This is a genomic window from Fictibacillus barbaricus (assembly GCF_014635025.1).
In the GTDB taxonomy this organism is placed as follows: Bacteria; Bacillota; Bacilli; order Bacillales; family Fictibacillaceae; genus Fictibacillus; species Fictibacillus barbaricus.
Genome location: NZ_BMCE01000001.1, coordinates 647,286 through 672,443, shown reverse-complemented (window position 1 = coordinate 672,443; position 25,158 = coordinate 647,286). Strand labels below are relative to the sequence as shown.

Annotated in this window: 21 protein-coding genes; 4 read left to right on the top strand and 17 right to left on the bottom strand. The window is 39.1% G+C overall.

Going from position 1 to position 25,158, the window contains the following annotated elements; all coding sequences use genetic code 11:
• Positions 1-108: 108 nt before the first annotated feature.
• Complete coding sequence (locus tag IEV52_RS03110; protein ID WP_188401063.1) at positions 109-1,032, bottom strand: ROK family protein; 924 nt, start codon at positions 1,030-1,032, stop codon at positions 109-111.
• 154 nt (positions 1,033-1,186) lie between these two features.
• Between IEV52_RS03110 and IEV52_RS03105 the strand changes: the two genes are divergently transcribed.
• Entirely contained in the window at positions 1,187-2,974 is a 1,788-nt protein-coding gene (locus IEV52_RS03105; protein WP_188401062.1) for an ATP-binding protein, read from the top strand.
• Positions 2,975-3,094: 120 nt separating this feature from the next.
• Here IEV52_RS03105 and IEV52_RS03100 read toward each other — a convergent pair whose 3' ends face one another.
• Together IEV52_RS03100 and IEV52_RS03095 are read right to left on the bottom strand one after the other, a co-directional pair.
• On the bottom strand, positions 3,095-3,826 hold the full coding sequence (locus IEV52_RS03100) for a response regulator (protein ID WP_188401061.1): 732 nt from the start codon (positions 3,824-3,826) through the stop codon (positions 3,095-3,097).
• A 12-nt stretch (positions 3,827-3,838) separates the two neighbouring features.
• Positions 3,839-4,987 (bottom strand): sensor histidine kinase, encoded by a 1,149-nt coding sequence (locus IEV52_RS03095; protein ID WP_188401060.1) that lies wholly within the window; start codon positions 4,985-4,987, stop codon positions 3,839-3,841.
• 313 nt (positions 4,988-5,300) lie between these two features.
• Between IEV52_RS03095 and IEV52_RS03090 the strand changes: the two genes are divergently transcribed.
• Complete coding sequence (locus IEV52_RS03090) at positions 5,301-5,933, top strand: YigZ family protein (RefSeq protein ID WP_188401059.1); 633 nt, start codon at positions 5,301-5,303, stop codon at positions 5,931-5,933.
• A gap of 70 nt (positions 5,934-6,003) precedes the next feature.
• Positions 6,004-7,071, top strand: coding sequence for a glycosyltransferase family 4 protein (locus tag IEV52_RS03085; RefSeq protein WP_188401058.1), 1,068 nt, complete (start codon positions 6,004-6,006; stop codon positions 7,069-7,071).
• Between the two features lie 62 nt (positions 7,072-7,133).
• Here IEV52_RS03085 and IEV52_RS03080 read toward each other — a convergent pair whose 3' ends face one another.
• Complete coding sequence (locus tag IEV52_RS03080) at positions 7,134-8,087, bottom strand: LCP family protein (protein WP_308464559.1); 954 nt, start codon at positions 8,085-8,087, stop codon at positions 7,134-7,136.
• 374 nt (positions 8,088-8,461) lie between these two features.
• Here IEV52_RS03080 and IEV52_RS03075 point away from each other — a divergent pair, with 374 nt between their 5' ends.
• Positions 8,462-9,901 (top strand): oligosaccharide flippase family protein, encoded by a 1,440-nt coding sequence (locus IEV52_RS03075; RefSeq protein WP_188401056.1) that lies wholly within the window; start codon positions 8,462-8,464, stop codon positions 9,899-9,901.
• A 25-nt stretch (positions 9,902-9,926) separates the two neighbouring features.
• Here IEV52_RS03075 and IEV52_RS03070 read toward each other — a convergent pair whose 3' ends face one another.
• The 13 genes from IEV52_RS03070 to IEV52_RS03010 form a co-directional block, all read right to left on the bottom strand.
• Entirely contained in the window at positions 9,927-11,285 is a 1,359-nt protein-coding gene (locus IEV52_RS03070; protein ID WP_188401055.1) for an O-antigen ligase family protein, read from the bottom strand.
• A 121-nt stretch (positions 11,286-11,406) separates the two neighbouring features.
• Positions 11,407-12,081 (bottom strand): sugar transferase, encoded by a 675-nt coding sequence (locus IEV52_RS03065; protein ID WP_268234746.1) that lies wholly within the window; start codon positions 12,079-12,081, stop codon positions 11,407-11,409.
• Positions 12,082-12,419: 338 nt separating this feature from the next.
• Positions 12,420-13,733 carry a UDP-glucose dehydrogenase family protein gene (locus tag IEV52_RS03060; protein ID WP_188401053.1) on the bottom strand — a complete coding sequence of 438 codons (1,314 nt, stop codon included), beginning with the start codon at positions 13,731-13,733 and terminating at the stop codon, positions 12,420-12,422.
• Positions 13,734-13,755: 22 nt separating this feature from the next.
• Positions 13,756-14,637 (bottom strand): UTP--glucose-1-phosphate uridylyltransferase GalU, encoded by an 882-nt coding sequence (gene galU / locus IEV52_RS03055; RefSeq protein ID WP_188401052.1) that lies wholly within the window; start codon positions 14,635-14,637, stop codon positions 13,756-13,758.
• A 56-nt stretch (positions 14,638-14,693) separates the two neighbouring features.
• Positions 14,694-15,446: a glycosyltransferase family 2 protein gene (locus tag IEV52_RS03050; RefSeq protein ID WP_188401051.1), complete on the bottom strand. Its 753-nt coding sequence runs from the start codon at positions 15,444-15,446 to the stop codon at positions 14,694-14,696.
• A 116-nt stretch (positions 15,447-15,562) separates the two neighbouring features.
• Positions 15,563-17,911 carry an N-acetylmuramoyl-L-alanine amidase gene (locus IEV52_RS03045; protein WP_188401050.1) on the bottom strand — a complete coding sequence of 783 codons (2,349 nt, stop codon included), beginning with the start codon at positions 17,909-17,911 and terminating at the stop codon, positions 15,563-15,565.
• Between the two features lie 280 nt (positions 17,912-18,191).
• Positions 18,192-19,355, bottom strand: coding sequence for a DegT/DnrJ/EryC1/StrS family aminotransferase (locus IEV52_RS03040; protein WP_188401049.1), 1,164 nt, complete (start codon positions 19,353-19,355; stop codon positions 18,192-18,194).
• Between the two features lie 26 nt (positions 19,356-19,381).
• Entirely contained in the window at positions 19,382-19,996 is a 615-nt protein-coding gene (locus tag IEV52_RS03035; protein WP_188401048.1) for an acetyltransferase, read from the bottom strand.
• 9 nt (positions 19,997-20,005) lie between these two features.
• Positions 20,006-21,160, bottom strand: a complete 1,155-nt coding sequence (gene neuC, locus IEV52_RS03030) for a UDP-N-acetylglucosamine 2-epimerase (RefSeq protein WP_188401047.1) — start codon at positions 21,158-21,160, stop codon at positions 20,006-20,008.
• Positions 21,157-22,206 (bottom strand): N-acetylneuraminate synthase, encoded by a 1,050-nt coding sequence (neuB, locus tag IEV52_RS03025; protein ID WP_229754169.1) that lies wholly within the window; start codon positions 22,204-22,206, stop codon positions 21,157-21,159. Before neuB ends, neuC begins: the two co-directional genes overlap by 4 nt.
• Entirely contained in the window at positions 22,193-22,885 is a 693-nt protein-coding gene (locus IEV52_RS03020) for an acylneuraminate cytidylyltransferase family protein (RefSeq protein WP_188401046.1), read from the bottom strand. Before IEV52_RS03020 ends, neuB begins: the two co-directional genes overlap by 14 nt.
• Positions 22,886-22,894: 9 nt before the next feature.
• Positions 22,895-23,899 carry a UDP-N-acetylglucosamine 4,6-dehydratase family protein gene (locus IEV52_RS03015; protein ID WP_188401045.1) on the bottom strand — a complete coding sequence of 335 codons (1,005 nt, stop codon included), beginning with the start codon at positions 23,897-23,899 and terminating at the stop codon, positions 22,895-22,897.
• A gap of 27 nt (positions 23,900-23,926) precedes the next feature.
• Positions 23,927-25,153, bottom strand: a complete 1,227-nt coding sequence (locus IEV52_RS03010; RefSeq protein WP_188401044.1) for a hypothetical protein — start codon at positions 25,151-25,153, stop codon at positions 23,927-23,929.
• Positions 25,154-25,158 lie beyond the last annotated feature (5 nt).

Genomic DNA, 25,158 nt, shown 5'->3' with positions numbered 1-25,158 from the left:
CAAAATCTTGTTTTCCATTCCTCTAACAGTGTACACCATCAGAAAAAGTAATTCACTAAATTCCGGTTTACCTTAAAGGAAGTATTCGCTTTTTATTATCGCTATCCTCTAAAGGTTTTTTAACTGTTTTCGGCATAATGAAAATGCACCATACAAAACAGAGCGATTTTGCATAGACGATATTCTTAATTCCGGCTTTATCGGTACGTATTTTTCAAGGTTCCCATCCATTTGCTCTAAGAAAGGACTCAGCTGACTGCCCACTCCACCGCTAATCAGAATCACTTCTGGATTTATAACTGCAGCTATATTTATCAATGCCGTTGTAATATGGCTGACTGCTTCCTCTATCATTTTACTAGCTGTGAAATCGCCACTACGAGCTTGCTCAAATAACTGCTGAGCTGACACTTGGACACCCGTCCTTTGCTCGTATTCAAAACTCATACCAAAACCGCCCGCTTTAGAACTTAAATATCCATATCCTGGACGAGCTGGTGTGAAGCCCTCTCGAATGACCGTCTGATCCGTAACCAAATATCCCAATTCACCGGCAGAAAAGTGACTGCCTTCATAAACCTCACCGTTAATCAACAGACCTGCACCAATACTCGTTCCGATCATCACATAAACAGCATGATTGACTTTCTTCAGACTGCCATTCTCTACTTCTCCTAAAAGTCCCGTATTCACATCATTACCGATAAAAACAGGAATTCCAAGCAATCGCTGCAATTTTTCTTTCAAAGGATATTGGTTCCATTTTAAACTTGGTGCTTTTATTATTACTCCTGCTTTCGTATCCACCAAGCCTGGAACTCCAAGTCCGATACAGCATACTTCGTCAAATGAGATCCCATGTTTACTCAATATATCTCCCATTTCAACCGCTATGCATTCCGCAACATCCGTCATCAATACATCCCGGGTCGCAAGCATACTTGAAGAAAGCAGATTTCTGCTAAAATCAAACAATCCACACTCGATAGAAGTTCCGCCTACATCCACTGCTAATATGTACTTTTTCTTCAAGCTTACCACCTCCATAAGCTAGACATTCAAGCTATTCATTATTCGATAATTTAATCATTAAAATTTTTAAAAGATTTTTTCGAATTAAGAAGGAATTTGTCGGAAATGGAAGAAATTAGAATATGTCACAAGATTTAAAGGAGGGTTAGCACCATTGGATCACAATCTATATATCGTAATACTTTCTCTATTCGTTTGCTTTCTGTTTACTCTTATCTCCATCGACTGGGCTATAAGGCGTTCAGAAGAGCAAAAATCGCAGCATCATTTTTTGTTAATAGGTTCCGTTACAATGGGCATTGCCCTATGGGCCACACATTATATGGGGATGCTATCTATCCAAAACCCTGTCCCATCTGCTTATAACCTTCCAGTGATGACAGCTGCCTTTGGAACTGGCATTGTCTTCTCATACATATCCTTTTACCATTTTACCTCTCAGCAGCCACAGAAGAAAATGTGGGTCTCAGTTACTTCTTATAGTCTTGGATTAATCTTGGTTCATGTGATCGGAATCATGTCCTTTCACGTTCATATGTCGATACAGCCAAACACACTTCTTATCATTCTATCTCTCTTTTCAGCTATTTTCTTTTCATGGCTTGGTTTTCACATCTTAAGAAAGAACTATCGATTTAAAAAAATATCAGCAAGTCTTGCCTTTACAGCTGGAGTTAGCTTTATGCACTATATCGGTGAGATGGCTCTAATAGCTGGTATTCCAACCTTTAATTGGTATAGTGATTTTCCATTAAACAATATTAACATCGTTGTGACGCTGCTTGTTTTTGGAGCAACAACAGTGGTTTTAGTTTTATATATTTTAGAACAGCGCAATCAAAAAAAGCTGTTTCAGCAGCGAATGGACCTTCTTGAATCAGAACATCGTTATAACTCTCTTTTTGAACTGAACCGTGAAGGTGTTTTTGTGATCGGCCCTGACCGACATTTTATAAGAGTCAATCCATCCTTTGAGAAGATTACGGGTTATACCATCGAAGAACTGCAATGTATGCCTTACACGAAGCTTTTAGACAAAAGTGAAATAGATACTTCTCTTCATTTCTATAAAAAAGTGATGCAAGGCGAAACTGCAGAACGCACCCTTACCATTTTTCATAAAAGCGGAAAAGAAGTGGAACTAGATATCACAAGTATTCCTTATTCGTTAAGCAATGATATCAAAGCCGTAATTGGGATTGCAAAAGACATGACTGCCGTTAATGAAGCACATAACTTTAAACAGCGAGCGAACACTCTGGCTTATGTTGGGGAACTGGCCGCCGGACTTGCCCATGAGATCCGTAATCCGCTCACTTCGATCAAAGGCTTTGCACAGCTCTTTCAATCTCAAAATACCATAGAAGAGACCGAGCATTTCTTAGGCATCATGCTCCGAGAAACCGATCGCATTAACTTTATCATCAGCCAGCTTATGATCTTAGCAAGGCCGCATATGATTTTAAAACATGATCACGATTTAAACGAAGTGATTAAACGGTCTTTAAAATGTATGGAGGATGAAACAGACTTTCAAACAACTAGACTCAATTTAGAACTTCCTGATCAACCAGTCCTTTTTACATGCGAAGAAAATTTGATGACTCAACTCTTTTTAAATATATTAAAAAATTCCTTAGAAGCTACTTCTTCACGGGGAAATATCTTGGTGAAACTCAAGAATAATGATAAGAACATTCAAATCATCATTCAAGATGATGGCCCAGGAATACCGGATCATCTTCTATCAAAACTCGGACAGCCCTTTTATACAACAAAAGAAGGCAACCCGGGTCTTGGCCTGCTCATCTGCTATCAAATCGTTCAAAACCATGGCGGGAAGATGCACATTCAATCAAAAGAAGGCTGCGGGACAAGGGTTTCCCTCGAGTTTCCATTGAATGTGCCATCTGAAGAATTAGCCCTTGAGATGAGTTTTTAGCACTTTTAACATGATCCACAATGATTCAAACATAAATCTCCGTTTCAAGCCTCCACGCTTTTTCCCGCTTCTTCAAACAAAAAAAGACCTTCACTACAGAAGGTCTTTTCTCTCCATTCATTAACGAACTTTTACCCAGCCATTTTTAATCGCTTCAACAACTGCTTGCGTACGGTCGTTCACATTCATCTTTTGAAGAATGTTACTTACATGGTTCTTAACCGTCTTCTCACTGATATACAGCTCTTCGCCAATCGTACGGTTGCTTCGCCCATCCGCTAAAAGTTGAAGAACTTCACATTCACGACGCGTTAAGATGTGCAGCGGCTTGCGGTATTCTACTTCTACAAATCCCGCTTTGTTCTGCTGAGTTTTTGTATTGGTAGATAATCTGCGAAATTCATTTAAAAGGTTATAAGTAATCTTCGGGTGCAAATACGCCCCTCCATCAGCAACAACTCTTACAGCTTCAATTAGAGAGTCTGCGTCCATCTCTTTTAATAAATAACCAGATGCACCCGTTTGAACGGCATGGGATACATATGTCTCATCATCATGGATGGAAAGAATAATTACTTTAGTGTCCGGAGATTTCTCTACTAAACGACGTGTTGCTTCAACACCGTTGATGTTCGGCATATTGATATCCATCAATACTACATCTGGATTATGATCTCGGACGATGTTTTCGGCTTCAGAACCATCGTCACCTTCAGCGACCACAGAAAATTGATCTTCCATATCTAGAATGCGTTTTACTCCTTCACGGAACAAACGGTGGTCATCAATGATTGCTATTCTTGTTTTCTCAGGTGCTGAGGCATTATTTTCGTACACATTAATATTATTCATGTGTGAACCCTCCTAGTCTTGAATGGGAATTTGAATGTAAACACTAGTACCGAAGTTCAAGCGGGATTTAACTTTTAATGTACCTTCGAGCAGTTCGACCCGCTCCCTCATCCCCATCATGCCAAAGGAATTGGATTTCGCAGGTTGAGCCATATCGAATCCTTTGCCATCATCTCGGATATATAATGAAATAAACTTTTGAGTGAATTCCAGTTTAACTTCGATCAGCTTGGCATCAGAATGTTTAACTGCATTGCTGACTGACTCTTGCACAAGACGGAAAATCGCAATCTCCATTTTGTTTGGAAATCTTCTCGTTTGACCTAGTGCATGAAGCTCTACCTCTATACCTGTACTTTCCTTTACATTTCGTAAATACTTGTCTAAAGTTGGGACGATTCCAAGATCGTCTAGAGCCATTGGACGTAAATCATATATAATTCGGCGAACCTCTTTTAAAGAGTTCCGAACCATAACCCGTAAATCTTTTATTTCGGCACGGGCAGCCTCAGTTCCTTTTTCTACAAAGATTTTCTCTAAAAGTTCTGAGCGGATAAGGACATTTGCCATTAATTGAGCGGGCCCGTCATGAATTTCTCTTGAAACCCGTTTACGCTCTTCTTCCTGCGCCTCTATGATCTGGAGACCAAATTCCTGTTTCTGTTGAGCATTTTGTACGAGCTCGTTGATCTTTCTTAAGTCCCCGTTAAGATAATTTAATACGACAGAAATCTGACCTGCTAGAGATTCAGCTTTTTGGACGGTGTCATTTAACGCACCAATTCTGCGCTCCAGCTCATCTCTTTTTTCACGAAGCTGTTTTTCTGTTTGCCGGATAATCGAAAGCTCAATTTGATATTTGTTCGCATTCTCATACGCATCGCGGATATCTGACTCGCTATACTTTTGAAAATGCTTGCTCACTTCAGCCAAGCGAGTTCTTGCCAGCTTTGCATACTCTTCCGTTCGATCAGATTTATGAATGACTTCAATAACCTGCTGCTTCACTAACTCCATCTCACGGTGCAGTTGCTGAAACTCTTGGCGAGAATGCTCGCTGATCTCAAAGATCTGCGATTGGCTTTCTGTAACCGTGTCGATGGTTTTATTTAATATTCCGTCCAACAAATGTGGATCTATCGTTAACTTAGCTGCAGACATGTAAATTTCCCCCAATTAAAACGATAAAGAAGTATAAACGGAAGTTCTAGAACCATCTTGCCTAATTTGCACATAGGACTTTTTAACTATCTAAGCAAAATATGAACAGGAAGACATCAATCCTTCTATTATACTACATTCGCCAAGATGTGGAATTTTATGACTTTTCTTACTAAAAAAATTTAAGAATTTGAACGCTTCTTTTAATCACCTTATAATGAAGGATATCATGTTCTACTTAAAGAATGAAGATTTTTCGACAAATTTGATATCGAATTCATAATATTCGCTACTTAAAGGAGATTCTTAATATATGTTATCCGACTATCTTACTGTAAAAGAGACAGGCCAGCACGAGATCGTGATTGAAAAATCTCGTTTTATCGCACATATTGCACGAGCAAAAACAGAAGACGAAGCGATTCAATTCATCCAGTCCATCAAAAAAGAGCATAACAGTGCTACACACAATTGCTCTGCCTATTTAATCGGCGAGACGGATAATATCCAAAAAGCGAACGATGACGGAGAACCAAGCGGTACAGCGGGTGTTCCGATGTTAGAGGTTCTCAAAAAAAAGGAACTGAAAGATACGGTTGCTGTCGTTACCCGTTACTTCGGCGGAATCAAGCTTGGTGCAGGAGGACTTATTCGGGCTTACGGTAAAGCCGTTTCAGAAGGCCTAAAGTCTATTGGCGTTGTAGAACGTCAGCTTCAACAGATCGTACACATCACCGTTGACTACACACTCCTGGGCAAAATGGAAAATGAACTTCGAAATTCTGTCTATCCCATTAAAGAGATGAATTACTTGGATAAAGTAGAAATTCAGATGTATGTACCGATAGATAAAGCAGCGTCTTTCAAAGAATGGATCACCGATCTTTCCAATGCACAGAGTGAGATCGTTTTTGGTGGGCAGGCGTACTTAGAAAAGGACGTATAAAGATAAATAATTTTGAGGTTATGAGATAAAACTAATGATGAGTTTATTTTTCACGGAAAGGTGTAATTCCATGAACCTTCAACTTTTCATTACTTTTATCTTTTGTTTTTTAATCGCTCTTTTGATAACACCTTTCGTTTCCAGATTAGCAAAAAAAATCGGGGCTGTTGATAAGCCCAATAAAAGAAAAGTACATCGTGAGGCAAAGCCAAGGCTAGGCGGGCTGGCTATTTATGTTGCTTTTATAGCCGGTCTTCTCATCCTCCCAATCGATTTTCATACAAAAACGTACATCTTCTCAAGTACTGCTGTTATTGTCATTACAGGGGTACTCGACGACATTTATGAACTCTCTGCTAAACAAAAACTGCTCGGACAATTCCTATCTGCTTTTATATTAATTTACGGTGGTTTTGTTATAGACTACATCACGATTCCTTATTTTGGATTAGTTGAACTGCAATTAATGACTATTCCTCTGACGCTCTTTTGGATGATCGGACTAATAAATGCGATCAACTTAATAGATGGTCTTGATGGATTGGCTGGCGGCGTTTCTACAATTGCTCTCTCCACAATCTTAATCATGGCTATCGGCAAAGATCAGCTGCTTGTTATCATGCTGTGTGTGATTGTCATGGGTAGTACATTAGGGTTTCTCTTGTTTAACTTTTACCCTGCTAAGATCTTTATGGGTGATACAGGGTCACAGCTACTTGGCCTTTTAATAGCGGTAATCTCCATATCTGGCTTCTTTAAAAGCGTAACGTTCCTATCTTTATTTGTACCTATCATGATTTTAGGTGTTCCTTTTTTGGATACGGCTTTCGCTATTATAAGACGGCTTGTAAATAAGCAAAAGTGGTCGCAGCCAGATAAGTCTCACTTGCACCATAGGCTCTTGGCAGTAGGATTCAGCCACCCTAAAACGGTATTACTTATCTATGGAATCAGCATCTTTTTCAGCATACTTGCTTTTGCTTTCTCCTTATCCACTTTAGAAGAGTCCTTCTTTTTGTTTCTACTCTTATTGCTGACCATCGAACTGATAGCAGAATTTCTAGGTCTCATGGGTCAGAAAAAACCTCTTACCCACTTTATATATGGTGTTCTAGCTCCCCATAAAAAGAAATCGTAAATAAAAAAGCTGCTTCAGGTGTTCTCCCTAAAGCAGCTCTTTATCCGGATCATCTCATTTTGTTACTCACTATAATTGGAAGATCCATTTTCAGTTGTTTCAGTATCAGATGTCGTCTCTGAAGCAGAAACTTCCTGTCCTAAGTGACTCTTTAATTCATTCTGTACATTGGCTAATCCCTCTTCTGTAGGAACATAATAATATACGCCGTTGATCGTATCATCTACACCCTCAAGTGTTAAACTTTCAATGTTCTTCTCTGCGTATTTATTTTTCAGCGTATACATTTCTGAGACAGATAAATTGGTTTCTATATTATTTCCAATATGGTCTGCAAGATCACTGAAGTTAAGCAAAGTACTTACAGAAGCACTTTCTTTAATCGCAGCTTGAATGACCTGTTTCTGCCTCTCACTTCGACCAAAGTCTCCTCTAGGGTCTTGTTTTCTCATACGAACATAAGCAAGTGCTTCTTGACCGTCTAGAGTCATCTCGCCTTCTTTAAAATAGATCTTATGTTTCTCTGATCCGGCTTCCCCATCACTAACTTCAGAGAAGTCAAATGGAACATCAACAGTAATGCCACCCAGCTCATCAATAACGTCCTTGAAACCTTTAAAGTTGACTGTCACATAATAATCAATAGGAACATCCAGCAGCCCTTCAACTGTATCGATCGTCAACTCTTTACCGCCATAAGCATGCGCATGATTGATCTTAGATTGTCCGTGTCCTTCTATATCAACATACGTATCTCTAGGTATACTCAACATTTTAATTGAGTTTTTATCAGGGTTAACGGAAGCCACCATCAAGGAATCCGTACGTCCGTTTCCACCACCGCTGGAATAGTCCTCAATACCCATGATCAAAATGTTAATTGGATCTTTTCCAATTGCTACAGACTCTTCTCTAAGCTTAGAATGTTCACCACGATCTAGTTCAGAATACGAATTATTTGCTGCTTCGTAAACATTGTAGAACATGTATCCGCCTATAGCTAAAAAGACAAACATAAAAAACGAACAACCTAATAACAGACGTCTTTTCTTCCGTTTTTTTCTATTCCTGCGTACTGCCCTTTTGCGCTCATCCATTATAAAAACTCCCCATTCTAACTTAAATAAAAAATTAAAATTATGCTGATCCTGCTTTATTCGATAAAATAATAGTTAAGGCCATATTTATTTAGTCAGTCTTTGATTTTGGTAATATCTATTGCTTGATTAAACGTCTATCTATATATTTGTATCAGGATACATTATAGCACAAAAGACCCGTGATAATATTTTACAATTTTTATTAAAAAAAGACTATCTTTGACACATTTCGACTCAAGTTTTATTTTTGTAGCGGTTAGAAATGTGTAAAATTATGTTAGGAGTACAAAATGCTTTTAAAACACACGTTCATCTACTTTTTATCAAGGGGGCTGCCTGGCCTTGTTAACTTTGCGGCAATTGCCTTATATACACGGCTCCTCTCACCATCAGAATATGGTAAATATGCACTTGTCTTATCAGCCGTAGGGTTTGCAAGTACAGGTCTGTTTCATTGGCTGCGACTTGGTCTGTTACGGTTTGCACCAAGATACACAGAGCAAGAGAACCTGTTCTTAAGTTCCATTGCTGCTGCCTTTCTTTCTCTGGTAGGTTTTTCACTTTTACTTTTTACAGGACCATTCTTTTATTTTGCAAAAACGGACGAATGGCAGGCACTTTGGCTGATCGGACTAGCACTCTTGCTTGTACAGAACTTGTTTGACATGGCTACCGAATACTTAAGATCGAAATTATCATCACTTTTATATGGAATCATCACACTTGTAAAAACCGTTCTATCACTAGGAATTTCTTTCTTGTTGATCAAATGGGGACTTGAGGCTAGTTCCATTCTTTGGGGTCTTATCGTTGGTATGATTGTTCCTCTTATCTATTTGCTGCCAAGATACCTTAGGAAGATTCGACTTAAACATATTGATTGGACACTGGTTAAAGAAGTGTTCCGGTACGGAATGCCTCTGGTAGCGACATTATCCATGAACTACATCATTTTTAGTTCTGACCGTTTTATTATCGGCTATTTATTAGGAACGAAAAGTACCGGATTATATTCTGTAGGATATGATTTGGCGAAGCAGATTTTGGTGCTGCTTATGATGATTGTTAACTTAGCTGCCTACCCGCTAGTCATTAAAGCCCTGGAGAGCGAAGGAGTTAAAGCTGCTCAAAAACAGCTCGACCAAAACACTATCTTGCTGTTCTTTATCGGACTCCCTGCAACATTAGGCCTGATCCTGCTAAGCCCAGATATAACATCCGTATTTTTAGGGGCAAGTTTCAGAGAAGCTGGAGGTATCATATTTTCACTGATCTGTGTAGCTGTATTTATTCAAACGATCAAAACGTATTATTTTGATTTAGCATTTGAGCTTGGCAAAAAAACATTGTATCAAATTTGGCCTGTTTTAATCGCTGGTGTAATCAACATTGTGCTTAACTTCATACTGATCCCGCCGTTTGGCATCAAAGGATCAGCTTACGCATCCATTATTGCTTATATCGTTGCGATCATTATGAGTTGGTCGATCGGAAAGAAAGCTTTTCCTTTAACTTTCCCCGGCAGGAATGTGGCAAAACTATTTCTAGCCGCTTCTGGGATGGCTTTATGCCTCTACCCGCTATATAACGTAAACGGCGTCATGTGGATGTTCTTAAAAGTACTGATCGGTGGAATTGTTTATCTGTTGCTTGTTTACGTTTTGAACGTAGGAAATTGCAGGGCACTGCTGCCAAAAGCATATAAAAAGATCATAAAAAAGAGGGGTTGACCATTTTGGTTAACCCCCCTTCTTTTTATTCAATTTTTGTTTTTTTAAGGGACAGCAGATGGATAAGGATAAATAAGATGATAAACATCATCCAAAAGCGTGGTGACGTAAAGTCTGCTCGATATAGAGATGTAATACTCAGATGAAGGGTGATTAAGAATCCAACCTGAGCGTATTTTCCTTCCTTACGTCGTTTAAAGAAGAACCAGAGAAAATAAACCATTAGAACAATAGATAAAATGAAACCAATCAAACCATGTTCATATAAAACATCAATATAAAAGTTATTGGACGTCACATATACTTTGTGCAGGTCATCAGGAAAGTACTGTGTAATGTTTAAATACTTAAATGAACCTGGTCCCATTCCAAACAGAACTTGGAAGAAAGTCTGTCCGTGCTGGAAGATCCAGATAAACGGCATAAGAAGCAAGAAAAGTCTTTCGTGTTCTTGCATATCAAAAACGGTATCAAGCCTTCCAATTACAGGACCGATTAATTTTAAGATAAACCCCGTATTAAAAAGTGCAGCGACTAAAGCCAATCCGATTAAAACCGCTAGACCTTTTAACACTTTCCCTTTGTATGGGTTAGTAGTTGTAAATATGATCAATAAGAAGCCGCAAAAAACGAGAAAGAAATTTAGGTATCCACCTAACGAAAAGGAAAATAACAAAATAAATAAAGCCGGCAGAAAGCTCCAGATTATATATTTTTTATATGACCTGAAAACCAATGCTCCGATTAGGAAACCATCAATTACAAATGGGACCATGTAACTTGGTTCAGATGCGAATGATGTTAATCGGAAGTCAAATAACTGAGCGCCCCCTCCTACACTATGAACATAAGAACGAGTCTGCATATCAAACATTGGGATCCCAACCGTTAAGTGAAGAAATTGCCAAAAACCAATCAATAATAAGAAAGATACAGCAATCCAATAAGCCTTGATGTATGCGTGCAATCTTTCAGTTTTAAACCTGTTAATTAGAGGTACAAAGGAAATTAAGAACACAAAGAATAAGTCAAAGTTAATAATTCGGGCTGGAAAATCACCTTTAAAATATTCGCTGTATGGATAAGCGTCAATGGATAAAAAATTATATACAGCACTTATCGTTGAAAATAAGACCGGCAGGAAAAAGCAGATCAATACAACAAGTAAGTTCTTACTCAGATCTTGATTAACAACGAATGGAAGTTTACGGGTAGTCCTTATGTAATAAATCATAAAAGCTAGAGAGATAATAAAGGTCAATAATACAGAAGCTGGTATGGGACCTGTTATGGCTCTAAAATCTTCTGATACGGAAAAAGGAATAAAAAAGATATACAAATAGAATAGATAATCTATCCATTTGTCAAAGCTGGAAGTTTTCATAAATCGTCGATCCTCTCATAATAAATCTATCTCTATTGTAACGAAAAAAACGATAATAAATACATTTTTTCATGGAGAAAACGCTCCTATCTTTAATGATAGAAGCGTTTAATTAAGAGATTTATCTTGCGCCGTCACCTGTAAAAACTACACGGACCGTACTTAATAAGATTTTCAGATCCATCATAATACTGATGTTGCGGATATAATACTTATCCAGATGCAGCTTTTCTTTTGCAGAAATATCATATCCTCCATTAACTTGTGCCCAACCCGTAAGGCCTGGTTTAACCAGTAAACGGTCCTTGAAATCGGGAATCTCTTTAGAGAATTCTTCTACAAACATAGGACGTTCAGGACGAGGACCGACAAGACTCATATCCCCTCTTAAAACGTTAATTAACTGAGGAAGCTCATCAATACGGGTAGCTCTAATAAACTTACCTACTCGTGTTACCCGTGAGTCGTTCTTTTTAGCCCATTGAGGTCCATTGCATTCTGCATCCGTGTACATGGAACGAAGCTTAATTACGTTAAAAACTTTGCCATTTAAACCACAGCGTTCTTGAAAGTATAAAGCAGAGCCTTTAGATTCTAAACGGATCGCCAGCATTGTAATCAATACAATGATTGAGGCTGGTATACTTAATATAAGAACGGCTGCTAAATCAATCAAACGTTTCACAAATAAAAACGTTGAATCATTGATTTTTGAGTCTATTGCAGTTAGTTTCGTTTCGGCTTGTTGTGTATAGGTATTATAATAATTGTTTGTTTCAGCTCGATTAATTGCCACTAACATTCACCTCATAGTTCTATCGTTGATGTCTGTTTATAAACCATTTCATATCATATCACACAATTTTCTCTAGTACATATATTTTTTTTGTCAATTTTTAGTTACTTGCACTAAAGAACCCTTGATTGGATTTCAAGGTGATATTCATTTTTTCGACTTTTTTCGATTGTTTCTGGGTATTCAATCATTGTGAATTTATTCCTTCATAAACAAATGATGTGACTCCGAGTATTAAATCCCCTGTTTACAAGGGATTCAAACGTTATCATCGGTGGTGTTTACAAAAACTTAACAAAAAAATGCCCTCATAGCCGAAGCTACAAGAGCATTTATATTTATGCTTTAACTGGTGAAATGGTTGGACGTCCGATTGAAGCGTAATAGAAACCAGATGCCTTCATTTCTTCTAGATTAAAGATATTTCGTCCATCAATAATGATTGGTTCTTTCATTAATTCCTTCACTTTTGAAAGTTCCATCTTCTTCACTTCGTCCCACTCTGTCAGAATAACAACAGCGTCGCTATCTTTGATCGTCTCGTAAAGGTCTGTTGAATACTGTAATCCTTCAATTTCTTTTGCTGCGTTTTCATAAGCAATCGGATCAAAGGCAACAACTTCAGCACCTTTATTCGTAAAGTATGGAATCAGATCGATGGATGGAGCGTAACGCATATCATCCGTATTAGGTTTAAAAGCAAGTCCGAGTACTGCAAGTTTTTTACCCTTTAAATCTGGGTAGACTTCGTTTACTTTATCTGCGATTTTCATTCTTTGCTGTCGGTTTACGTCTTCTACAGCCTTCAGAATGGTAAGATCTTCTCCAACTTCTCTTCCAATATGAATGAGAGCACTAGTATCTTTAGGGAAACAAGAACCTCCATACCCGATACCGGCTTGCAAGAAGTGCTTACCGATTCTTTTATCAAGACCCATGCCTTCAGCAACTTTTGTTACATCTGCGCCGAAATGCTCGCTAAGATTTGCGATCTCATTGATAAAGCTGATTTTTGTCGCTAAGAAAGCATTAGATGCATACTTGATCATCTCTGATGTTTCGACGTTTGTAACAACAATCTCCGTGTTGAATGGCTCGTGCAGCTTTGTAAGAACTTCTTCTGCTCGTTTAGATTCTACCCCGATAACTGCACGATCCATGTTCATCGTATCGTAGACAGCTGTTCCTTCTCTTAGGAATTCAGGGTTAGAAGCTACGTCAAATTCATGCTTGCCGTGAGAGTATTCGCTGATAATGCTCTTCACACGCTGGCCGGTGCCGACAGGAACGGTACTCTTCGTTACGATGACTTTATAACCGTTTAAGTTCTCCCCAATGGAAACAGCTACATTTTCAACGTATTCTAAATTAGCCTCACCAGAAGGTGCTTGTGGTGTTCCAACTGCAATGATGACAACCTCAGCATCCTTCATTCCTTCTTCAAGCTTCGTTGAAAAGTGAAGACGGCCCTCTTCAATATTTTTTAATACTAATTCTTTAAGACCTGGCTCATAGATCGGAATGATCCCTTGTTTCAGGCGCTCGATCTTACCTTCGTCTAAGTCTATACAAGTCACGTTATTGCCGACTTCACTAAAACATGTGCCTGACACTAGCCCAACATAACCTGTTCCTATAACGCAAATATTCATTCTTCCACTCCCCAATGAACAATTATGAACGCTCGTTAACGACCTTTTTCAGCCAGTTAAGCAATGGTTCTCCAATATCTTCTCTTTCTAAGGCAAATTCAACTGTTGCTTGAACAAAGCCATATTTATCCCCTATATCATAGCGTTTACCTTCAAAGAGATATGCAAACACTTCTTGAATGCCACTTAATTCCTGCAAAGCATCTGTAAGCTGAATCTCGTTTCCTTTTCCTGGCTTTAAGTGTTCAAGTATATCCAAAATTTCTGGTGTTAGGACATATCTGCCCATAATAGCCAAGTTAGATGGAGCTTCTTCAATTGCAGGCTTTTCAACCAGACTCTTTACTTTATACAACCCGCTTCCGGAATTGAACGTGTTGTCGTATTCAACAACCCCATACTTTGAGACATCTTTCGTCGGCACTTCTTGTACGCCAATGACGGATGAATTTCTAGCTTCAAATTCATTTATAAGCTGTTCTAAGCAAGGTGTCTGTGCACGGACAATATCATCACCAAGCATAACAGCAAATGGATCATTTCCGATAAATTTGCGTGCACACCAGATGGCATGTCCTAAGCCTTTAGGCTCTTTTTGTCGGATATAATGGATATCGACCATATTTGAGATCTTTTGAATACGTGCAAGTTCCTCATCTTTGCCTTTTTCTTTTAATGTTTCTTCCAATTCAAGAGACTTATCAAAATGATCCTCGATCGCGCGCTTTCCTCTGCCGGTTACGATTAAGATATCTTCAATACCAGCATCTACAGCTTCTTCAATAATATATTGAATAGTTGGTGTATCCACGATCGGCAACATTTCTTTAGGCTGTGCTTTTGTAGCAGGCAGGAATCTTGTTCCTAATCCTGCTGCTGGAATTATGGCTTTTTTTACCTTCATTCATCTCACTCCTGTTAACTTATAGAGTCTATCTCTGTGTAGATAGTAGTCGTCGTTCATCTAGATTTTTTGACAGCATTATACGCGTAGTTCACAAAACACCACGCTGAATAAGGAAGACTTAATTTTTCAATTTCACGGTAAACAGCCCATGTTTTTTTAGCCGCTTTTACTTTATTGCTTGAGATTGAACCCTCTACTTTTCGATAGCGGGACAAAGGAATCTGCAGGCCATACGCTGTATATCCATCTTTTAAGATGGACAGCCACAGTGCAAAATCCTGTCTTGTACGAATGTTCGGCATTTTATACTTCCCTATTTTCTCAATGTTAATCATGACGGTCAAGCAGCCGATAATCGTGTTCTTTAGTAAATCATGGTAAGTAAGGGATGGTGGAACCTTGACTTCGATTCCTAAAGATTCACCAGCTTCATTCATGATGTCATAGTTCGTATATGAAAAAACATAATCATTCTCTTCCATAAATGCCAGCTGTTTCTGCAGCTTTTCCGGCTTCCAATAGTCGTCGCTATCTAAAAAAGCTATGTACTTTCCTTTAGCATTTTCTATTGCCGTATTTCGGGCTACAGCTGCTCCTGAGTTTGTTTCGAGCTGTATAAGCTTTACTCGAGGGTCTTCTGATGAGATCTGTTTAATAATTTCAACTGTACTGTCTTTTGAACAGTCATCTACGATCAGCATCTCCCAGTTCTGATGGGTTTGAGCTTGTACAGACCCTATTGTGTGCCTTATAAATTTTTCAGCATTATATGATGGAGTAATAACACTCACTAAAATTTCTTCCAATTTCCTTACACCTCAATTTTATAGCTACATGGTTATAAAGCATTCTTATTATAACCTTCCATGCAATAGGTTACAAACAAACAAAAAAGAGCGCTCCGTAGAGCCTCTCTTTTTGTTTAACGTAAGGAAGAATATTCAATTAATGCATCTGCTAACGCTCTTGAAACTTTCTCTTTAAATGCAGAAGTATTGGCAAGATTTTCTTCAGCAGGGTTGCTTACAAAAGCAATTTCAACCAGTGCAGCTGGCATTTTTGTATTCTTAATTACATAAAAGCCGCTTTCTTTTAATCCTCTGTCTCTTAAACCAGTTGCCGCGATCAGGTGCTTATGAATGGTCTGTCCGAATAGAGGGTCAGAATTATAGTATATATATGTTTCTGTACCATTCGCTTCTTTACTCGTACTGGAATTGTAGTGTAAGGACATGAATAAGTCGGCATTTTGGGAGTTAGCAAATGCCACTCGATCTTCCAAGGATACATACTTATCCGTTTCTCTCGTTGCAAGGGCAGTAAAATCAGATCTTTCATTCAACATTTGAACAATTCGTTTTGAAATATCCAAGGTTAAGTCTGCTTCATGTGTACCATTGCTGCCGATCGCACCAGGGTCAGAACCACCATGTCCTGCATCGATCACGACTTTTGTAATCTTCGTTACGGTAACGTCCCTAAAACGATATGCATCAAATGAAGCATCGGTATAGCGATCCTTCACATGAACAACAATTCGGTATTTTCCTTTATATTTAGGAATCCAGTTGATCGAACTGTTGATGCTGTAGTCGCGTACCGTTGTCCATTGTCCTGTTGTTTCGTCTTTTACAATAAATTTATATAGAGCACCATTCGGAGATGAAGCAAATGCTGAAACAGGATACGTTTTTCCTGTGTAGAACGCACTTCCGTTCATTGTAAAAGTAGTTAACGAAGCCTTAGGAACCGGCGTTACGGTAATACTTTTTTGATAAGAGTCATCATAGGCTTTTGGACTGTACTGGTCTTTTGCATAAACGGTAATCTGATAATTCCCAGTCTGTTTTGGTGCCCAGCTGATCTTTGTTCTTGTATCAAAGTTCTGAAGGATGGTTTCTTCACCTGTAGACAAGTTCTTCACAACTGTCTTGAATTGTGCGGTGATAGAACTCTTAGCTGCATGTGTGATCTGTGTAGACTGATTGTAGTAAAAAGGACGATCTGTCGTAAATCCTTGATAATCAGCTTCAGGGTGTTCCTTCACGACAACATCTTTAAACGTATAATCGTCATACGTGTTTTTGCTGTAACTGTCTTTCACGTGTACAACAACGCGGTAGTCGCCCGTTTTGGAAGGTTTCCATGAGATCCTTCCGTTAGGTGAGTATTCTTGAAGCGTTTCCCATGTTTGATCTGGATGCCTCACCAAAAATTTATAAAGAGCTGCATTGTCTGATTTGGCAGTTGCAGCGATCACATTAGCTGGTGTTACAAACATTTCATCGGTTGTTTGAAAGGATTCAATCGTTGCTTTTGATAGGTGTTTTACATCAACGTCTTTGTACAGGTAGCTGTCATACTCTTTTGTGCTTTGGGCGTCCTTTACATGCATGACCACTCGGTAACTACCCGGCTTTTGCGGTGTAAAAGATTGTTTGGAAGAGCTTGCATATTCTTGTAACGTGATCCACTCACCCGTATCTCGATTGTTTAAATAGAACTTATAAAGCGGACTTGTTGTACTTTCCGAACTTCCTGAAATCGACTCGGAGTACCCTACATATGCTTTCTCGTTCACTGATAAGCTTTTTGCTGCTGCTGAATACGCAGCTGAGACCTCGACATCTTTAGAAAGATAAGAATCATAAGACGCATTGCTTGTACTGTCTTTTACATGCACGACAACCCGATAAATACCTTCTTTTTTAGGAACCCACGTATACGATGAAGATGTAGAATAATCCTTTAAGACCGTCCACTGGTTGGTCTTTCTGTCTCCAAGGTAATACTTGTAGAGCGTCTGGTTTGCACTCGTCGCAGAAGCTTTAACGGTTGTGGACTTGCCGATCACCAAAGGATTTCCAACCGAAATGGAAGATATGTTTGCCTTTGACATACCTGAAGTGACTTCGATGTCTTTAAAGGTATATGAATCGTAAACAGCATTGCTCTGGCTGTCTTTAACATGTACAACTAAGCGATACTTACCTTCTTTCTTAGGTGTCCATGAAAAAGAGGATGATGTTGAATAATCTTTTATAACAGTCCAAGTATCCGTATTTCTGTCGCCTAAATGATATTTGTATAATGTTTGGTTCGGACTTGAAGCTTTGGCACTGACAGTTGCTGCTTTCCCTACGACTAGTGGTGTTCCCACTGTCATGGATGTTACTTGAGCTTTTGCCACATTAGCATCTACGGGTTGACTATAAGCAAACGTAAATAAAAGAATTAAAATTAACGGCACAATATATATTTTTTTAGACATTAAATCCCTAACCCCTTTTTGATTTCCTTTACCGCTTCGACCGGTATGTGTAAAATCGCTCCCCCTTTACCAATTTTTGATAGATTCTAACAATATAATTATCGTCAGATAGATTTTGTTGTTTAGACATTTTCCTACAAAATCTTCTATAATTTTAAAGGTTTTACCAACTGTCGGGAAGATAAATTTGGATTCTTATGAAAATATTTACAAAATAATAAAAGAACAATAAAAAAAAGAGCTGAACTTAATTACGTTCAACTCTTCATCGTGAATTTTTTTATTTTACGTTCGCTCCATGTGTGACAAAACAATCTTTTATTTGCTCGATCACTCTCTGTTGCTGTTCAACCGTCATATTTGAACCAGACGGCAAACAAACACCGTTATAGAACAGATAATCAGATACACTTTCATCGCCGTGTGTGAAATACTTTATCCCTTCAAAGACCGGCTGAAGGTGCAATGGTTTCCATACTGGCCGTGCTTCAATGTTCTTGTTATTCAACCAGTTGATGAGGTCCATCGGCTTAATATCCGTTTTGTCAGGATTAATCGTTAGTGTGGATAGCCATCTTGTTGATCTGCCAAATTCTGCTTCTGGCATCATTTCAATAGCGTCTATCTCTGAGAATGCAATTTTGTAACGGTCAAAGATCTCTCTTCTTGCATTCACTCTCTCGTCTAACACTTCAAGCTGTGCTCTTCCTACACCAGCTAAGATGTTACTCATGCGATAGTTGTAGCCCATCTTGCTGTGCTGATAATGCGGGGCTTGGTCTCTCGCTTGCGTTGCAAGGAAACGAGCTCTGCTCAGTGCTTCAGTATCATTGGAAACGAGCATCCCTCCACCAGAAGTCGTAATAATCTTATTGCCGTTAAAAGAGAAGATTCCGTATTTCCCAATTGTTCCGCTTGCTTTACCTTTGTACGTTGCACCCAATGATTCAGCCGCATCCTCAATAATAGGTACATCATAACGGCTGCAGATTTCCTGGATCGGGTCCATGTCTGCACTTTGGCCGTATAAGTTAACCACGATTACTGCTTTAGGGAGAGTGTTCGTTTCTTCCGCTTCTTTAAAAGCTTTTTCAAGAGCAGCAGGAGACATGTTCCAGCTCTCAGGTTCTGAGTCGATGAATACTGGAATCGCACCACAATAAAGAATTGGATTTGCGCTCGCTATAAACGTCAAGGACGAGCAGAAAACATAATCATCTCTTGTGATCCCTAAAAGATCTAATGCAAGATGGATACCAGCTGTACCAGAACTAATAGCTGCAGCACCTTTTGAGCCAACATACTGAGCGATTTCGTTTTCAAATGCATCAACATTTGGTCCGAGTGGCGCAATCCAGTTCGTTTCAAATGCTTCGTTTATATATTTTTGTTCATTCCCGCTCATGTGGGGAGTAGATAATAAAATTCTTTCGTTTGCAGACATTTTCACAACCTGCTTTCTCATAAGATTTACTTATTTGATTTAATGACCTTTGCTGGGCAACCTACAGCAACCGTATGATCCGGAATATTATTTATGACCACTCCGCCTGCCCCGATGACTGAACCAGCTCCAACCTTTACAGATTGGATGACAGAAGAGCCGATACCAATGTGAGAACCAGATCCAATCGATACATTCCCTGCAAGATGTGCCCCAGGTGAAAGGTGGACAAAGTCTTTGATCTTGCAATCATGATCCACAGTTGCAGCTGTATTAATAATACAATGCGCGCCTATGGATGCTGAATGATTAATCACACAATTAGCCATTACTACTGTGCCCTCACCCACCTCAACGTCACTCCCAATGATGGCAGCAGGGTGAATAGCGGTTCCGTTTTTACAGCCTAACCGTTCTAATTGATCAGCAATCTTCTTTCGCACCTCATTATTGCCGATCGCAATTATAAAACGATATTCTGGTTGATCATTCGTAATATCTTCAATCTTTCCCAGCAAAGTAAGATCCTCTAGTTTAGCTTGTGGATGGTCATCGTAAAAACCTGCAATCTGTTTACCGCTGGCTTTCAGGATGTCAACAATTACCTTGGCATGGCCGCCAGCCCCTATGAGTACGATCATGCTGTCCTCCTAATAAGAGATTTTCTTTTGAAGAAGGGAATCAGCAACCTCTAACTTCTTCAGAATCTCTACTACCTTTGTACTTGTTGTTCCATCTCCATAAGCATTTTTGATGGACTTTACTTCATTATTAAACGTTTCTGACAGAACTTTTTCAAGTCCTTGTTTGATATCTTTAAAGTTTGGCTGAACATCGATAACATTACCGCTTCTTTCACGTCCGTTTTGTCTAGACCCAATATTTAGCACAGGTTTTGAAAAACTCGCTGCTTCGATGATGCCAGAAGATGAATTTCCAACTAAAGCTGCACATTGCTTCAACACCGTTAAATAATCAAGGTGCTGAAAGTTCGTGACAAAATCAAAACTAGAATGGTTTTGATACTGCTTATAGATACGAAGAATATGCTCCGTCCCTGCATCTGAATTTGGCATAATACAAACAACAGACTTGCCCGTTTTCTCAACAGCCTCCAGAACATCTTTTACTTGATCTTCTATTCCTTCAATCTCTGTTGTTACCGGATGGAACACAAGAAGAATAAAATCGTCTTCTGCTTTTAGCGAGTAGATGTCTTTAACCGTTGACCAGCTTTTCAGTTCAGCATTCTGGATCGTCTCGATCCGAGGAGCACCTACTGGATAGACTCTCCATTCATCCTCCCCCATCTTACGAAGACGTTCCGCGCTCTTCTCCGTAGCCGGGAAATGGATATGTGAGAATTTCGAGATAGAATGACGAACTGACTCATCAATGGAACCCGAAACTTCTCCACCATGAAAATGGGCGATTGGAATGTTAAGGTGTGCTGCAGCAATACTTGCTGCAAGCATCTCGCCTCTATCACCTAAAACGATCAGAAGATCAGGCCTTGCTTGCTCAAGCAGCTGTGTCATCCCTAATAATCCAATCCCGATACCTTTAGACATGTTGGCATCCGAGTCCCCTTGAAGGAGCATATCAACTTTCCCTAAGATCTCAAAGCCGTCTTTTTCAATCTCCTGAACCGTCATACCGTATTGGGGTGACAAGTGCATACCCGTTACAAGAAGGTTAACGTGAAAAACAGGTTCACTCTCCAGTCTTTTTAGAACAGGATAATAGATCCCATAATCTGCGCGGGTGCCTGTTACCACAGTTATTTTATTTAGAATACTGCTCATAGCACATCATTCCAGGTTAAGACATTGTCTTCTTTCACTTCATTTTTAACCGTTTTACCGATCAGTAATGAAAAGTATTTTGGCGGTATGCCGGTACCTGGCCGCTTCACCGTCAGATTTTCTTCTGTTAAAACATCACCCGGCTTGAGGTCAGCTATAGCAACTAAACTTTTACGGGCCACTGATTTTGTATCTTCTTCAGAAGGCATACACCGCTTGATTCCGTCACCTAAACTTTCTTCCACATTACGTATCGCTTGAACGAGTTCTGCAAATTCCTCTGGATTCATTGATGCTTTATGGTCAGGTCCAGGAAGATCACGATCTAACGTGAAATGCTTCTCGATCACTTTTGCTCCCAGCGTTACTGCAGCTACGGTTACTTCATAACCCAATGTGTGATCAGAATAGCCAACAATTTTCCCAAAAGCTTGCTCCATCGTATTCATCACACGAAGGTTTACATCTTCGACAGGTGTTGGGTAGTTAGAAGTACAATGCAGGATTGCCGTTTCCGTTCCTTTTAGTGCTTCTAAAGCTTCTTCTACTTCTGTAAGATTAGCCATCCCAGTCGATAGAAGAACAGGACGTTTATAGGTGCTGATCTCTTCAAGCAGCGGGATATTTGTTAGATCACCAGATCCGATCTTGAAGGCATGTACTCCGATATCATTCAGAAACTTCGCGCTGTCTGTATCAAAAGGAGTAGAAAGGAATTCAATACCAAGCTGTTCACAATAGTTTTTTAACACAATGTGATCATCATAAGAGAGTTCCAGTTTCTTCAGCATATCCAGCTGAGACTCTTCGGAACTTGTATTCTGGGTTTGATACTTTGCTTTAGCCGCGTATTTGGACACAAGCTTCTTACTGTTAAACGTTTGAAATTTAACAGCATCTGCCCCGATTTCAGCAGCTTTTGCGATTGATTTCTTAGCAAGTTCCATATCTCCATTATGGTTTACGCCAATCTCAGCAATGATATAGGCAGGTTCACTCTGAGCAATTTTTTTATCACCGATTTGAAACATATTAAACAGCTCCATCTTTTAAAAGTACTTCTGCTAACTTAAAATCTATCTCATCATCAATATCAACAGATGACCTTTTATCCATCACATAAGGAATTACTTTATCTGTATAGATCGCATTTTCATTCATAAGGTGGTGATGATCTGTTAAATAGATCGCACCATTTAATTCATATACCTCTGGGAGGTCTTGTCTTCTCGTTGCCTTTTGTTCAGGCAGCTCCATAAAAGGAACCAAATAGTTTTCTTTCTTCACCCTCATTAAGAAAGGGGGTGTGTCTGCTAAACAAACACTCACCACAGGACATTGATTTCCAAGATATAGATCCAGCGCTTCTCTTACATGCCGTTCATTTCGCAGCGGAGAAGTAGGTTGAAGCAACAGAACATGGTCTGTCTTATACCCTTCCGCTTCTAGTAAGAACTCGATCGTATGCTTTAAAACATCAATGGTTGTTGCTGTATCAGAAGCTAAGTATTCAGGACGAAGAAAAGGAACTTCTGCCCCGTATTCTTTTGCAATGTCTGCTATCTCTTCATCATCTGTTGAGACGATCACTCGTTTAACATCATTTAGTTTTAATGCAGCTTCTATGGAATATGCGATCAGCGGTTTACCGTTCAACGGGAGGACATTTTTTCTTTTTAAGCCCTTAGAACCGCCTCTCGCCGGGATAATAGCTACAATATTCATGGAACCCTCCTAAAAGGTAAGTCCTTGCTCATTGATTAACTCGAAGATTTCTTGTTTCGTGATTAAAGGACTCGTATGTGAAGAATAAGCTTTTCGATCAGCTTTTCTAAATCCTTCTGGAGCTTGCCAATCATCGTCTAGATGAGAATAGATCGCATACATAATGTCGTTCTCGTAAGCTCTTTCTGATTCTTCCAGAGTCATCAGCTCTTCATATACCTTCTCACCCGGACGCACCCCTACTTCAACGATCTCAGAAACGTCTGTAACATTTCTTTTTTCCTTGTAATCATCAATCAACGTTTGAGCTAAGTCTTCGATCTTAAGGACAGGCATCTTGAGGACAAAAACTTCTCCGCCCTTTGCAAGCTCAGCAGCTCTTAATACTAGTCTTGCTGCCTGTGGAATGGACATCATAAAGCGAGTCATTTCGCGATCGGTTAAAGTTACAGGTTTACCAGACTCAATCTGCTGTCTGAACAAAGGGATAACGGAACCTCTGGAGCCCATTACATTTCCGAATCTAACACAAGAAAAAATTGTTTGCGCAGAACCTTTGTAATATTCAGCAGCTAATATAAGGCGTTCAGAAAGAAGCTTTGTTGCACCCATCGTGTTCATTGGGTTAACGACTTTATCTGTACTAATGGAAACCACTCGTTCTACATTGTTTTCAATCGCTGCCTCAATAATATTTTGAACACCAATTACGTTTGTTTTTACAGCCTCAAACGGATTATATTCACATGATGGGACATGTTTCAGTGCCGCAGCATGGAAAATAACATCAATATCTTTCGTTGCATAATTCAAGCGGTTCTTATCACGAATGTCACCAACCAGATAACGAACATTTGTGAAATCAGAAAGCTCGTGCTGCAGTGCAAACTGCTTAGATTCATCTCTGCTGAAAATACGAACAACTGCAGGGTTTTGGGCAAGAACCTGACGAACGATCTCGCTGCCTATAGATCCAGTACCACCGGTAATAAGAATTTTCTTTCCTTGTAACATATAATCACCATTCCTCATGTTTAGTTCTTAATTTTTGTTAAAAAGCTGTGTTCGATCCACAAGCTTGTCTGTCAGGTATAATCCAGCGATCAATGCGATAGGAAGCAATGTTCGGAGCCCGAAGCTTTGAATCTCTGAGATTCCTAATAAATGTCCGCCATAAAAAACAACATAACCGAGAGCAAGGAACTCCACTTTTCCTGATTTCTGATAGAGCCCATCCGTCATGCCGGCAAGTGCGAAAAAGAAAAGTGTAGCTACTACAATTAAACTTGCCGTTACAAGAAGGGAATCGGTCATAATGTTATCTCCAAAGAAGATCGTCGGAGCACTTCCCCCTTCTTTTCCATACATAATTTCAAAAATATATCGTTTAATAGAAATATCGTCAGGCAAAGGCTTGTCTTCAAATTCGATCCGAGTAGTCAGGCCAGCACCTTGTGTAACAAAAATCCGTTTAAGAATACTTTCGACGAATGTAAAAGCACTGTAAGGGTTCTCCCCTGCGTTAAAAAATACCTTTGTTGCAAAATAATATATAACAAAAACAAACCCTGCCGAGAAAAGGTAGATAAAACGTTTTTGGCTTTTAATCACATACAAGATAAAGAATATGATAATTAGAAATAAAGTATTTTTATTTAATGCAACAGATGTAAAGATAACAGCCATCGTTGTAAATACAACCAATAGGATTCGGTTATTATGCTTAAAGAAATTCTCTTTTCGAAGCATAAGAATTAGGAAAAAAGGAATTACGGTATTGGCTACGATAGTAAAGGTATAAAAGAAAGGAATACCCCCAGCGACGTCCGGACGGCTAAACGAAGTCTGCAAGGTTTTTCCGATCACGAGCTGAATAAGAGGGATTTTTTCCGCAAAAGCAATCACATATATAAAACACGCGGAAAACACAATCACACTAACCCATTTAATATACGTATAATTTTGAAACCCTTCTGAGAGTTTGTACTCACGATTTAAGAAAAGATTTTTTACTTTTTGCTGTACAAAAAGCCCAGCAATCATTGACACATATAAAATGCTCATATATATACTAAACCATTTTATGCTCTCTTCATTCGGGACATAGTATCTCTCTCCGCCAAAAGCATAGAAAAGCCCTGCCGGAAGAATCATGAAGGTTACCGTTACATAAAAGGCACCTGAGAAACTTTTTAGCAGGTCTTTTTTATAAGCGATATAAGCAAATATAAAGAATAATATCCATGGGGTTATAACATAAAGAAACATTTTAT